Origin of the sequence: Romboutsia weinsteinii, from assembly GCF_002250835.2 — a bacterium.
Lineage (GTDB): Bacteria > Bacillota > Clostridia > Peptostreptococcales > Peptostreptococcaceae > Romboutsia_A > Romboutsia_A weinsteinii.
Window position 1 is genome coordinate 33,726 of record NZ_NOJY02000006.1, and the last position, 14,677, is coordinate 48,402.

The 14,677-nt window shown below is 28.1% G+C and carries 14 protein-coding genes; 2 read left to right on the forward strand and 12 right to left on the reverse strand.

All coding sequences use genetic code 11. The features are described 5' to 3' along the window. Window positions 1-39: 39 nt before the first annotated feature. The 7 genes from CHL78_RS04730 to CHL78_RS04760 all read right to left on the reverse strand — a co-directional run bounded on the left by CHL78_RS04730 (window position 40) and on the right by CHL78_RS04760 (window position 6,509). Window positions 40-957 (reverse strand): hypothetical protein, encoded by a 918-nt coding sequence (locus tag CHL78_RS04730; RefSeq protein WP_094366393.1) that lies wholly within the window; start codon window positions 955-957, stop codon window positions 40-42. A gap of 38 nt (window positions 958-995) precedes the next feature. After that, window positions 996-1,502 (reverse strand): hypothetical protein, encoded by a 507-nt coding sequence (locus CHL78_RS04735; RefSeq protein WP_094366392.1) that lies wholly within the window; start codon window positions 1,500-1,502, stop codon window positions 996-998. Between the two features lie 343 nt (window positions 1,503-1,845). After that, window positions 1,846-2,463, reverse strand: coding sequence for a hypothetical protein (locus CHL78_RS04740; protein ID WP_094366391.1), 618 nt, complete (start codon window positions 2,461-2,463; stop codon window positions 1,846-1,848). After that, window positions 2,438-3,655, reverse strand: a complete 1,218-nt coding sequence (locus tag CHL78_RS04745; protein ID WP_094366390.1) for a hypothetical protein — start codon at window positions 3,653-3,655, stop codon at window positions 2,438-2,440. Before CHL78_RS04745 ends, CHL78_RS04740 begins: the two co-directional genes overlap by 26 nt. Further along, window positions 3,655-4,539 carry an ABC transporter ATP-binding protein gene (locus CHL78_RS04750; RefSeq protein WP_094366389.1) on the reverse strand — a complete coding sequence of 295 codons (885 nt, stop codon included), beginning with the start codon at window positions 4,537-4,539 and terminating at the stop codon, window positions 3,655-3,657. The genes CHL78_RS04745 and CHL78_RS04750 overlap by 1 nt, the downstream gene beginning before the upstream one ends. Window positions 4,540-4,659: 120 nt before the next feature. Beyond that, entirely contained in the window at window positions 4,660-5,847 is a 1,188-nt protein-coding gene (locus tag CHL78_RS04755) for a HAMP domain-containing sensor histidine kinase (protein ID WP_094366388.1), read from the reverse strand. Further along, entirely contained in the window at window positions 5,835-6,509 is a 675-nt protein-coding gene (locus CHL78_RS04760; RefSeq protein WP_094366387.1) for a response regulator transcription factor, read from the reverse strand. Before CHL78_RS04760 ends, CHL78_RS04755 begins: the two co-directional genes overlap by 13 nt. A gap of 322 nt (window positions 6,510-6,831) precedes the next feature. Between CHL78_RS04760 and CHL78_RS04765 the strand changes: the two genes are divergently transcribed. Continuing rightward, window positions 6,832-7,068: a hypothetical protein gene (locus tag CHL78_RS04765; RefSeq protein WP_094366386.1), complete on the forward strand. Its 237-nt coding sequence runs from the start codon at window positions 6,832-6,834 to the stop codon at window positions 7,066-7,068. Window positions 7,069-7,180: 112 nt separating this feature from the next. Here CHL78_RS04765 and CHL78_RS04770 read toward each other — a convergent pair whose 3' ends face one another. From CHL78_RS04770 to CHL78_RS04790, 5 genes are all read right to left on the reverse strand, one after another. Further along, a complete protein-coding gene (locus CHL78_RS04770) occupies window positions 7,181-8,491 on the reverse strand; it encodes an alkaline phosphatase family protein (RefSeq protein WP_094366385.1) in 1,311 nt (436 codons plus the stop codon). A 40-nt stretch (window positions 8,492-8,531) separates the two neighbouring features. Further along, the gene (locus tag CHL78_RS04775; RefSeq protein ID WP_094366384.1) at window positions 8,532-9,758 is read right to left on the reverse strand and encodes an MFS transporter; all 1,227 of its coding nucleotides are present in this window, start codon (window positions 9,756-9,758) and stop codon (window positions 8,532-8,534) included. A gap of 243 nt (window positions 9,759-10,001) precedes the next feature. After that, on the reverse strand, window positions 10,002-11,267 hold the full coding sequence (locus tag CHL78_RS04780; protein ID WP_094366383.1) for an MFS transporter: 1,266 nt from the start codon (window positions 11,265-11,267) through the stop codon (window positions 10,002-10,004). A 258-nt stretch (window positions 11,268-11,525) separates the two neighbouring features. Then, window positions 11,526-12,290, reverse strand: coding sequence for a DeoR/GlpR family DNA-binding transcription regulator (locus CHL78_RS04785; RefSeq protein ID WP_094366382.1), 765 nt, complete (start codon window positions 12,288-12,290; stop codon window positions 11,526-11,528). A gap of 97 nt (window positions 12,291-12,387) precedes the next feature. Next, window positions 12,388-12,942: a helix-turn-helix domain-containing protein gene (locus CHL78_RS04790; protein WP_094366381.1), complete on the reverse strand. Its 555-nt coding sequence runs from the start codon at window positions 12,940-12,942 to the stop codon at window positions 12,388-12,390. 271 nt (window positions 12,943-13,213) lie between these two features. Between CHL78_RS04790 and CHL78_RS04795 the strand changes: the two genes are divergently transcribed. Next, on the forward strand, window positions 13,214-14,575 hold the full coding sequence (locus CHL78_RS04795; RefSeq protein WP_094366380.1) for a D-serine ammonia-lyase: 1,362 nt from the start codon (window positions 13,214-13,216) through the stop codon (window positions 14,573-14,575). Window positions 14,576-14,677: the final 102 nt, after the last annotated feature.

Genomic DNA, 14,677 nt, shown 5'->3' on the forward strand with positions numbered 1-14,677 from the left:
ATATAAAAACCATCGATTATAATTTATAGTCGATGGTTTTTAATAATATAGCAATAGATTAGTGCTAGTTATTATTGAGTTTTTGTTTAATATGTTGACCGATGCATTGTGTATTTTAACTGTTATTTTATTTTTATCTGATAAAGTTATTCCAACAGGTACTAGCATATAAGTTGAGAAACCATAGATACGTCTTGTGTTTTTAATTACATCAGTCTTATTTTTTTTAGATTTACTATTTTGACTTGTCTTATAAGAAATATTATATTCTAAAGTCCCAATTGCTATTAAAGTGCATACCTTAGATTTGTAGCTTTTATATACACTGCTTGTTGGTGTATTTACAGTCTTTAACTTTAATATTTTTACATGTACTTCAAAGTCTTCTATTGATGAAATATCATTTGTGACTTCTATATTATTGTCTACTGTAAATTGCTTAAATACTTTATTTCTTACTTCAGTGCTTACATTGTTACTTGATACAGGCATTTTTATAGGTTTTTCTTCTATATTATAAGTATAATCATGGTCAATAATTGAATAGTTATTTATAGTTCTATTAAAACAATTTGGTAAAATTCTAACTCTAAATTCTATATTTATCCTGCAACCTGGTGCTATATTTCCTATATAAAATCCCTTATCTGGTCTTAGACCTCTCTTCTTTTGCCCATCAATTTCTACTGAATTTACTATAAACATTGTGTTATCTGCAATATCATCTCTAAAATGCACATTTGTTACTATAAAATTACTTATATTTGATATTACTATGGTGTAGGTTAATATATCAAAGGAATAAGTGTTCATTTTGTCTACGAACTTATCTACCTTTAATATGTTTTTTACAATATCAGTCGATACCACGTTGCTAAAGGTTGTCTTCATTACTATAGGGCTTTTAGGTGATAATCTGTACTGAAAATCAACCCTGCATTCATTGGTAACCCTCACTGTATCACCTTTTTCTATTTATAGATTTTATATCTTTATTAATGCTCATCTAAGTATTGAACTATCATCGTTACGCTTACAAGTACTAAATTTGAAGTAAGCTTAACCACTGTCGTATCTTCTATTAAATATCTTAAATTAATATTATTACAGTCATATATATCCTGTGGAATAACTATAAATGTGCTAAATGGTATATCAACATCAACTACATCTCTTTTCTTTGGATCCTTACTTTTTTTATTCTTTGTATTGTAGCTTAATATTAAGCTAGCATTTAAACTACCTACTAATAATAGATTTCTTCCACTTAAGCACTGACCTTCTAGTGAAGTTCCCTCTATTGTTTCTGTCATTGTTGCATCTATTATTTTAGTTGAATGCATTTGAATCTTAGGAATGGTATTTTCTATATTGCTTATATTCATGTTTTTGTTATTAAGTTGTATATTTTGATATACATTAAATTGGCTAAAGTATTGTAGTGGACTTAGTTCTTCAAGACAGGATGTATTACAAATCATTTTCTTTAAGCTAACTTTCATATATGTTCCCCCTCAAAGTACATACAGTAACTAGGTTAAAATGTACAGTACTACTCTTTATAAATCTAATATATAATATGTAAAAATTTTATTGAAAATAACTACTTTTATATAAGATTTCGTTTATATAAAAAATTGTGTCTTATTTATAATGTAAATAATCTTAGTATATTCATAGAGTAGAGAATCTTTACTCCTTAATAAATCAATGTGGGAACGAAACGTTCCTCCTATGCCACCAAGGTCAGTAACTTTATATAAACTATATAATAATATATCTAAATAATAAAAATCCCGTCATTGTGATTAGTTTATAAATCTATCACAATGACGGGATATGAGTTTATTTTTTACTTCTATAAAAAATTCCTGTTGATATCATTAATATCCCTGCAATTAATAAATACTTCTTATCCAAAATATTTCCTTGCATCATTGAAAACAAATAAAACTTTCCTAAATATTTTTTCCCTGAACCATAGCATAAAATATAGTATAACATAGGAACCATATATCCTACTGCTATATTGTCTATTATAGAATATACTAAAATACCTAAGCCTCCTAGAAAAATACAAGTTGATATAGTTCCATATAAGTATTGTAAAAAATCAAAGGTACAATTTCCAATTTTAAGATACACTAAAAATCCCAGCATTATAATTACTAAAAAAATTACCGCTTGTGTTATTCTTATTAAATAATTTATAGCTATGGATTCCCTTTTAGATTTTATCAAATCTCTTATATCCTTATCTTGCTCTGGCATGAATAGTGGAACTAGTAATATCATTCCGAATAATGATATATACATATCTAATATTTTAGCTGTGTTTAAACTATCTAAATTTTTTAATCCCATAATTAGCGGAGATATTAAACATAAACCAATTACAACAATTATATGGGGAAATAAGTTAAACTTTAAGTTCACTTTAGCTATTTTTAAGTATCTTTCCATTTGAATTTAATTTCCCCTTTCTTTTTATATCATAAACAAATATAGTCATCACTATTAATACGATTCCAACTATACTATAAAAAACTCTATTTATCACAAGTTCATCAAAAATTCTAATATATATGTCATAATTTCCATAAGAGTTAAACCTAGGAATTAAGTTCATACCTACATTTCCAACTAAATTAGAAACACCTACTGACATACTTACAAACCACCATATACCTTGAACCAAAATTGCAATTGGTCCATTTGTAAGTTCTGTTAAGAAAAATCCCATCGAAACAGTAACTAATACAGTTGGCATAAGCCACCCAAATATAACTCTTAAAAAAGCAAAATAATCTGCGCTTATTCCATTACTATTAGCTGAATAAATTGATTGTAGGGTTGGTGTAATACTTATTAAAATTAATGGTAGTATTATCATAACTACAATTGCTAAATATCTTGATAATATAATGGTAGTTGATGGGCATCTCTTAGAAAAGATAACTTGCTCTGCCTTTGCTCTTTTATCTTTTAATGCTCTAGTTACTGCTAAGAATATTGGAAGTATAGCTAAGACAATTCCCATATAATCACTAAATAATCTTGCATAAGCTCTTGATACCTTATCATCATTTATTACACTTTCATAATCTTTAAGTGCATCGTCATAAGTTCTTCCAACTCTTGCATTTATATGTAAATTTTTAGGATTAAAATGATAACTTCCTCCACCTAAAATATCATCTACTTCACTTATGTATTTTGAAAATTCTTTAAATGTAATATTATCTTTTGCTTTTATAAACTCAATTTGTGGACCGTTTGGTGTAGTAGTATAGTTTTCAAACTTTCGTACTAATTGTTCTTCCTTTATTCCTGTTATTTCTTCTAAAATATTATAAATTTTAGATATTTCACTATCATTAAGTTTTACTTCTTTATAAAATAATCCTAGGGGATATGTTGTATATGAGTTTGCACTAAATTCATATGCTAGTCTATCAATAGTAGATTGCATTATTATATTCTTATCATCACTATATTTAAACCCATAGCTTTCTTCGTTAGGCATAGGTTTTGACATACCTTGAAAGCTTCCCATTTGAGTAATAAAAAATATAACTATACAAGCTAAGAATATATAATAAGTAATACTTCTTAGTGTTTCTTTACATTCTTTCAAAAATAAAGTCTTAAACATTATCTTGCACCTCCATTTATATGCATAAGATACATATATGCATCTTCAACATTTGGAAGTGTTACCTCAGCGCCCTTAAAAACTTCAGACTTACTCTTAGCAATGAACCTTACATTAGCCTCAGTAGCCATCATAAGTATATTAGTAACTATATGTTTTTTCTTTATACCTTCCACTTCAGCTCTTGATATTTTTGCCTCATATATATTGCCATTTGCATTGTCTAAAAGCTCTGTTACCGTACCTTTGAAGATTATTTTTCCTTCATCCATTACTGCAATATTTTCACAAGTAGATTCTATATCTCCAACTATATGAGTTGATAATATAACTATTCTATCTTCTGCTATTTCAGAAAGTAAATTTCGAAAACGAACTCTTTCCTCTGGGTCTAATCCAGCTGTAGGTTCATCTACTATTAATACCTTAGGATTATGAAGTATAGCTTGAGCAATTCCAAGCCTTCTTCTCATACCTCCTGACATAGCTTTTACCTTGGTTTTCATATTATTATTTAAGTTTACTTTAGCCAAAAGCTCTGGTATTCTTTCTTTTCTAGTTTTTTTATCTAAGCCTGATAGTACCCCTAAGTAGTCCATAGCTTCATAAGCTGACATATTGCTATACATTGAAAAATCTTGTGGTAAGTATCCTATCATTTCTCTTATTTTACTAGCGTCATTTACATTTATACCACATACTGTAATTTCACCTGAACTTAAAGAAAGTAAAGTTGCTATTGATTTCATTAAAGTAGTTTTTCCTGCCCCATTTCTTCCTAATAAACCAAACATTCCTTTTTCTATCTCTAAATTGATATTGTTCAATGCTTGTTTATTTCCATAAAATTTACTTACATCTTTTAATATAATACTAGTCTCCATAACCGTCTCCCATCTCTTATTTATTAATATAAGTAAATTTTAACTACTAAATATCTATTTTTTATCTACATTTATAAAAATTTCACTACACTTTATCAGTATGTAGGCAAAGACTATGTATTACCAACGACTTTGTCCGTTGCTAAAAAAACTTGCACATACAATAGCGCCACCGCTTGTACTATTATTTAAAGTAAATTTTCCTCCATGCTTTTCACATAATGATTTACATATTGTAAGTCCTATACCAAAGTGTCCATCTACACCAGCTCTACTGCTGTAATAAGGATTTGATGCTGAATATATTTCCTTCTTTGAAAAACCATCCCCATTATCTCTTATATAAATATATATAACATCATGTTCCCATTCTAAAATAATATCAATCTTGTTTTTCGTAAATGATAAAGCATTAGATAATAAATTATCTACAACTTGTAAAATAATACTTTCATCAAAATATCCTTTATCCTCTTTTAATTTGTTATATATATTAATTTCAATATTGTCACTAGCCCTAATTCCATTTACAATTTCCTCTATCTTTTTTTCTAATAGATTGAACTCTTTGAGCTTTGGCTTTATCTCCATCGCTCCAATATCCTGTATATCCTTCATAGTTTCTGAGAAGTTCTTTAATCTTGTTAATTGAGACTGTATTAAAGTAAGATTTTCTAATAATTTTTCTTCTGTTATTTTACCTTGTGGGTAGTACTTAACTAACATATCTGTGTATCCCCCTATAACAGTAAGAGGGGTTCTAATATCATGAGCAAAAGCTGAATTTAATTGTCTTTGTCCCTCCATTAGACTCCATATATTTTCATTATTATTAATAAGTTGTACTCTCATTTTATCAAAAGCTTCGCATATTTCCCCCAGTTCATCTTTGCTATTATAAATACATGAAAAACTCAAATCATTACGACTTATATGCTTAGCCTCTTCCTTTAAAATCTCTATAGGGATTTTAATTTTATTTTTGTAAAACATATTAGAAGTAACTATTATTGCAATTATAGAATAAATGACTATTGAGTATACTTTAATAATGTTTGCTCCATATAAAATAACTTTATCTATTAATTCTAGCTCAACAAGTTCCTCTATTGGTATGTAACTATTTATATCAATAGAATACTTTGTATAGACAAGCCCTTTCCACCCTTGGCAAAAGACTGCAGTTAATATATATAAAATTATCACTGCAATAATCGCTATAAATATATATAAACTCATGACTTTTCTTAAGGATTCTGCTTTTATCTTATCTTTTAATTTTAATAGTTGTTCATCTATCCAATCCATTTATATCCTACTCCCCAAACTGTTTCTATAATCGTATCATCAGTATATTTAGCAAGCTTCATACGTATCCTTCTAATGTGTTCAGTAATAATACTACTATCGCCATATTTATCAAATCCCCAAAGTTTTTCATAAATATTTTCCTTAGAAAAAATTTGTCCACTATTCATACTTAAAATTTCTAAAATATCAAATTCTGTCTTTGTAAAATTTATTTCATTATCTCTACAAAAAACTTTTCTATCAGAATAATTAATAACTATTTCTTTTAAAAATTTTACCTTCTCTTTTGTAGTTTTACGTTCTTCACGCCTTAAATGAGCTTTAACTCTAGCATTTAATTCTTCTATACTAAATGGTTTTATAATATAATCATCTCCACCTACCATAAGCCCTTTTATTCTGTCACGTTCTTCAACTTTTGCGGTTAAAAATAAAATTGGACAGCTAACAAAATTTCTTATTTTAGTACATACTTCTATACCATCCATTTCTGGCATGTTAATATCTAGTAATATAATATCTGGATCTATATCTATTTTCTTTAAAGCATCTTCTCCATTACAAGCTGTATAAACCACAAAATCTTCAAGTTCAAAAAAATCTTTTAAAAGTGATACAACACTAACTTCATCATCTATAACAAGCATCTTATATTTCATTTACTGTACTCCTACTCTCTATTTATTTTTATGTAATAATTAAAACTTCACAGTTTTAGATTTATAATAAATTTTAATATATACTATTGATTATCGTATATATCAAAATATCTATTTACACTTATAAGTTTATCACAAAAAAATCTGACCTATCTATAATAGTTGGTATATATAATTTCGATTATAAAATTTATTACAATCCTGTTATTTACCCTATTACTATGGATTTTTTTGTAAACTAAATATAAAATAAATGTGAATAAGTGGATGCATATACTATAAATTAGGAAGTAAATACTGGTTATTTTAGGAGGGGAAAACAATGAATTTAAAAAGTAGATTATTTGATATAGTTATATTTCTGTTAACTACTGTATGTTTATTTATTACGGCCAATTTATTTATGAACATGGGTATTTTCGTAGATGAATACAACTTATCTCCAGATATAGTGCTTGGTGGAGAGTTTTGGCTTAATATGGATTGGTTAAGATTAGGGTTCTTGTTTGTTATATGGGTTTTATCTGGAATCAATATATTCCGTACAAAAACTAAATAGTAGATTTTAAATTTCTATACTTAAAAATTTAAAATAGGGCTATAAACTTTAAAATAAAAGATTATAGCCCTACTTATTATATTACTGATAAATTTTACTTATCACATAGTTTTTAGTTTAAGATATTTTTTCCTTCAGCAGTTGGTATTTCAAATCCCATTATTTTTGCAAGTGTTGGGGCAACATCAACTAACCTTAGTTCCTCAATATCTTTATTTTTTTCTATATTAACTCCTTCAATATAAAAAGATGCTCTCATATCTTGAAGATTTTCACAGTATCCATGTTGAGCTTTTTGTTTTGTATTACTATCTAAATACTCACCTACTGTATCTTCTCTTACTTCATATCCAGCCTTAGATATAATAACGTAATCAGCATCAGGGAATCCTCTTCTAATTTCTTTAGCCTCTTCACCTGTTATTACTTCACTAATACCACTATTCTCATCATTTAAAAGTTCATTTAATATTCCTTTAACTTTTGTTCTTACTTCTTTATTATCTTTATCCTTAAGTCTTATTTGTCCAGTTCCACCAGAACGTTGACACCATACACTCCAGTCTAGTAGCTTTCCATTTTTATCAACCTCTATTAATTTATTTTCAGCAAAAATTATATTAGGTTTTATATCATACTTATTATCTATCGTACCATGATCAGAAACTACACATACTACTACATTGTTATTAGTAATCTCATGAGCTTTCTCTACTAATTCTCCTACTAACGCATCTATTCTCTCAAGATCAGATATAGCTTCTTTACTATATACTCCTTTTATATGAGCAGTTTCATCATAAGATGCGTAGTAACAAGACATGAAAAATGGCTTTTCTTCTAAATGTTTTTTAATCTTATTATCTAATATCCATAAAGCAGCCTTCTGTCTTATAGTATCGCCTTCAATAGTTAAATCTGTTCCACCTGCAAATTGTCCTATTTCCTTCTCCATTTCCCTAACAATACCTTGTGGTCTACTTACTGCATCTATTAACTTACTATCTAGATGAGTTCCATCTCTCCATATTTCTGGTATATGATAATCAGAGTTAGCTCCAACAGATGCTGGGAATCCTACACTTGAAGATATATATCCATTTTCTTTAGCACATTCCCATAAGTTCTTAGCATCTTCACTTACATACCAGTACCATGCATCCTTATGTTTTCCTGTTGGGTCAAATATAGTATTCGTGTGTATTCCATGAGTTGCAGGATAAGTTCCTGTTATCATAGAATGGTGGCAGGTATATGTGAACGTAGGAAATACACTTTTAACACCTTTTGATGCATAAGTTCCATTTTCCACGAAATACTTTTTTAAATTAGGAAGATTTACTCCTATTCTCTCAGAGTCAAATACAAACTCTGGCTTTAGAGCATCTATTGATATTAATAAAACACTTGGTTTACAATTCATCTTCTTTTCTCCTTATTTTAAAACAACAATTTTAACACTCTTATAAATCTCTATTAAGATTGATTACTTTCATAAGTTTTTTATTAATTAATAATCCCAAAAATCCAAAAGCTATTATAATGCTAAATAAAATTTTATATCCAAGCAAACCTTCAAATTTATCTAGAATACTTCCATATAATGAATAAGAAAATACTAAAGGTGAGTATCCTATAAAACTTGCCAGCGATATTGCTGCTCCAGATATATTTTCTTCTATGCCTACTTCTTGCATCGGGGCAAATAGCAATGCTTTCATAGAATTTACTAAGGCTGAAAAAATAACAATAGCCATAAATACTAAATTTGCACTAACTTCATTTTTAGATAAAATAATCATAAATATCATAATAAATATTATTGATATAAAGCTAAACCTAAAATACTTCGATGTAGATTTAAACTTTTTATCTGCTAGATATCCTCCCAGTGGACCTGCTACCATTTTTATTCCATATTGGTTTATCATCCCATAGACTCCTATTAACAATACACTAATGTTATATGTGTTTTGTAAAAAAGGCATCATGTATGTTAATCCACAATAAATAGAGTAAGCACAAAATATATTTCCTGCTACTAACCAAACTTTTTTTGATTTTATTGCTTCTATTGGCACACCTAATTTACTTTCTTCTTTTGCTCTTATAGGTTCATCTTTTTCTAAAACAAAAAATGATACTATGCCTATAACTATAGCTGCTGATGAGTAAAATAGTATTACATACTTAAGTGAGCCTAATGTAGAAAATAAATATAATGCTACAAGTACTACCACTGTATCAAATAATCCTCTACCTGCTTCAAAAAATCCAAATATTCTTCCTTGTAAATTGCTATTAGCAAGTTCTTTTATACTCTTTACCAATACTGGCCAGTAAAGCATATCACTAAATAAAGCAAATGAAATCCATACTAATATAAGAACATTATAATTTGGAAAAGTAGATAAATATATACCTGTAATACCAACACCTATAAGTCCACATGGTATTAATATTTTTTTAGATACTCTATCTATAAAATATATAGACCCTAAAAAACCAAAAACACTAAAGAATCCAGATATTGATAATATGTTTCCAATCTGAGTATGGGTCAAATTTAAACTTTCTTGTACTGGAACGTAAAATATATCTTGAATATATGGCAACCTATAAATTACTCCTGTGGCCATTGTTAAAACTATAAATAGAATATATTTTTTAATTTTATTCTCAGATGTCATAAATCCTTTTCCCTTTCAATACTAAATATTAAAGTCAACACTATTATATAATATTTTCTATACTTTAGGCTTTCTATACTTTAAAAAGTTTGTATTGTTATATACTTACATTTTATTTTGAAACTTATCAATAATGTGTTTTGGTTAATTTTATCAAAATAGCTTTGATACAAACTAATCAAAGCTATTTTGTGCATTGTAATTTTTTAAATCTTTTTGTAGGAGATTAATTTTTAAATTTACTTATGCATTTACTTGTTGTTCTTTATTTTTTTTAATTGTATTTATAAGTAATGTACTAACTACAACTCCAAGAACTGCAAATCCTATCATCATCATAAATACCATTCTATATCCTGATAAACCTGGGTTGTTATCTAAAACATTTCCATATAGTGAGTAAGCAAACATTCCTGGTGCATATCCTATAAAACTTCCTATAGACATTGCTGCTCCTGTTATATCATCTGATATATTTATTTCACCCATTGGTGCAAAGTAAGTAGCTTTCATTGAGAACACTATTGCTCCGAAAGTTAATGTCATAGCCATACCTAAATAAACATTTAATGAATTATGTGGTGCTATAACCATTATTACTAAAACAACTATAGATGCTATAAATGCTGCTCTTAAGTATTTTGCTGGTGAATGGAACTTCTTATCTGCTAAGTATCCACCTATTGGTCCACCAACCATTTTTAAACCATATTGGTTTATAACTCCATATGCACCAACTAATGCAACTGGTAATGCATATATATTTTCTAAGAAAGGTATAAAGTAAGTTATTCCACAGAATACTGCATAAACAAAGAATGTAGTGAATGCTGCTAACCATATTTCCTTTGTCTTTAAAGCTACCATTGGAGAGATCTTAACTTTTTTACCTTCTGCTCCTTCTACTTGATCTATTTTTTTGTCATCTTCAATGAAGAAGAATGCTAGTATACCTACAACTATAACTGTTATAGAGTAGAATAATATAGAATTTACAAATCCTAATCTTCCTGAACCAAAATAAGCAAATATTCCAAGTGCAGCAAATGCTACTACTGTATCTACAAGACCTCTACTTGCTTCAAAATATCCAAACATCCTACCTTGTTCTTCTTTACTTCCTAGTGACTTAACACACTTAAGTAAAACTGGCCAAAATACCATATCATTTGTTAAAGCAAATAAAGCCCAAATTATTAATACTTCGTTGTAACTTGGTAAAGTTGCTAACCATAACCCTAAAAGACCACAACCTATAAGGCCTACTGGTAATAATATTCTCTTAGATACTCTATCTGATAACCATACTGCTGCTATAAACCCTACAGTTGTTACAGCACCACTTATAGACATTGCGTTACCTAATTGTGTATGCGTAAGACCTAAGTATTCTTGCATTGGTCCATAGAATGCATCTTTTAAGAAACATAGCTTATATATAGTCCCTGCTCCTAATGTTAAAATTATAAAAGTAATCCACTTTTTAATGTTGTTATTCTTGTTGTTCAACTGTACCACTCCTTAATATTATTTAATAATGATTCCATTTTTTAGATAACCTTTTCCCGCTTATAAGTTAATCTTATTTAATTATGGGTCTTAGTCTCTAAAAGTATTATCTCATTTTCATTTTTAAGTATATACGGATTTTTGTGTAATTTCAAGCATTATTTTGCATTTTTGTGCATTTTAAATTCAAACCCCTTATAAATCCACATAAAAAAGCAACTTTTGCTAATTAAAAGTTGCTTTTTTATGTGGATTTGTTTATTTGTTTATTATCTCTACACCATGTTTTAAGTACTTATCGATGATATGTTCATCTACCTTGCTATCTGTTATTATAAAACTAATGTCTTCTAAGTTTGAAATTTTAGTTAAAGATACACTCTCTATCTTGCTACTATCTGCCAATATAATAGCTTCATTTGACATTTCAATTAATATTTTTTGTATCTCTACCGTATGTATATTATAATCTGTTATCCCTCTATTTAAAGAAACTCCTCCAACACCTATAAATGCTCTATCAACAGTAAAATTAGTTAATATATTTTTGGCAAACTCACCATAAAATGCATACTCTTTGCTATTTAATAAACCACCTGCTAGTATTACCTTTATACCTTGGCTATTTGCTAACTCTGTTGCTATTGCTAATGAGTTAGTTATAACAGTTAGATTTTTAAACTTATTTTTTAATTGTTTTGCTATCTCTACATTAGTAGTACTATCATTTAATGCTATAGATTGACCTTCAACAATATATCTCACAGCAATAGATGCAATTTCTGATTTTTCTTCTTTAAATTCTTCTTCTCTTTTTTCAAAACTTAGTTTATCTACTGTTATTTTTTTTAAAACAGCTCCGCCATAAACTCTATCTAATACGCCTTCTTTTTCCAAATGTTCCAAGTCTCTTCTTATAGTTTCTATAGATACATTTAGTTCTTTTATCAGCTTAGATGTCTTAACTGCTGAGTCTCTATTCAAGCTTTCTATTATATATTCATATCTCTCTTGAGCTAACATTTATATCTCCTATATCCATTTTTTTAATATACTTTATTTATTAAATATTATATTTTTTTATATATAATATCAAGTACTCTTTTCTCTTGTATATAATTTAGAAAGATGGTGGTGTAACTGCAAATATTATTTCACAATCTATGTCAGATATATTTTCCCACTTATGATTTGAATGTGGAGGTATTTTAACACTATCTCCACAATTTAATTCAACTATATCATTCATTAAATAAAGGCTAACAGAACCTTTTATCACATAGGCAACCTCTTCACCTTTATGACTAAAAAGCTCCTTTGAAGATGATTTTTTAGGTGGTATTTTCATAAGTAGAAACTCAATAGATCCTTTTGTGTTTGGTGTTAAAAGTTCATAGGCAAAGCTATCATCTTCAGCAAACATTATTTTTTTACGACTATCTTTTCTAACTACTAAATCTTCAGTCCCAGCATCATTTATGAAAAAATTAAATACTGGTATGTCTAAGGCTTTAGATATTTGCTTTAGTGTATTAATAGATGGATTCGCACTTCCTTTTTCTATTTGACTTAGTAAAGATGGTGTAACTCCAGCTAAATTAGCTAATTCCTTAATCGTTAGTTCTTTGCTCTTTCTATATTCAGTGATATTTTTTGATATATCTAATTCACTCATTTATAAACTACCTCACCCTATGTATTTTTAATTATCTTTTAGATAATTATATCAATATAGCATATATTGTGCAATTCAGTTAAATTATATTTAATTAAGCTAAAAATAATTAAATATAATTGACGTTATTGATAAAATATGTTAACATTTTATCAAAATATAAATAATATTTAATTTAATCAATATATTTTAAATGTTATTTAATAATTAGTAATATATTTATCAGTTTTAGCAAATAATTTTTTTAATAAAAAGATAAGGATGGTTAAATATGATTAATTCAAAAGTATTAGGCAAAGAAATATCGACTTGGATAAATGAGTATCCATTATTAAAAGAAATAATAGATTTAAAGGAATCATTATGGATAAATCCTAATCATAGTAACTTTGTTGAAGGAATGAAAAACGTTTCTCTTTCACAAGATGATGTACTTGATGCGGAGAAAAGATTAAATAGATTTGCTCCATACATAGCAAAAGTATTCCCAGAAACAAAACCAGAAAACGGAATAATAGAATCTCCAACAGTTAAAATAGACAATATGAAAGCTAAATTAGAAGAAATATGCGGTGAACATCTTCCAGGAAATCTTTTATTGAAGTGCGATAGTCATCTTAAAGTATCTGGATCAATAAAAGCTAGAGGTGGGATCTATGAAGTTTTAAAACACGCTGAAGACTTAGCTTTAGAAAACAATATAATTACTATAGAAGACAATTACGAAAAATTAGATAGTGATGAAGTTAGAGCCTTCTTCTCTAATTACTCTGTAGTGGTTGGGTCAACTGGAAATTTAGGTTTAAGTATAGGCATAATGAGTGCTAAACTTGGATTTAAAGTTACGGTTCATATGTCAGCAGATGCAAGACAATGGAAAAAGGACTTACTAAGAAGCAGAGGTGTAGAAGTCATAGAATATGAATCTGATTACAGTAAGGCTGTTGAAGAAGGTAGAAAACAAGCTGAATCAGATGCTAATAGCTACTTTGTAGATGATGAAAATTCTAAAAACTTATTTTTAGGATACTCTGTTGCTGCTAAGAGATTAGATAATCAATTAAAGAAAATGGGTGTAGTTGTTGATGATAATAATCCATTATTTGTATATCTACCATGTGGAGTTGGCGGTGGTCCTGGTGGAGTTGCTTTTGGACTTAAGCTTTTATACAAAGATAATGTACACTTCTTCTTTGCAGAGCCAACACACTCTCCATGTATGATGATAGGATGTATGACTGGTGAACATGATACTGTATCTGTTCAAGACTTTGGAATAGACAATGTAACTGCTGCTGATGGTTTAGCAGTTGGTAGAGCTTCTGGATTTGTTGGTAAGACACTTGAAAAATTAATGAGTGGATGCTACTCAGTTAGTGATGAAAATATGTATAGATTGTTAACTAAAATGGCTGATAGTGAGAAGATATTCTTAGAACCTTCAGCACTTGCTGGTGTTCCAGGAATTATAAATATCCTTACTTCAGAAGAAGGTAAAAAATATTTAAGAGATAACAATCTTGAAAATAAAATAGAAAATATAAATCATATTGCCTGGGCAACTGGTGGAAGTATGGTGCCAAAAGATATGATGGATGAGTACTACAATAAGGGTATTTCATTACTTAAATAAATATATAGTTAATATTACCTATTATTAAGCAGAAATAAAGTTGTTTCAAAATTAATTTTATTTATAGAATCTATTTTGAAACAACCCTTTTTATCTTTATGG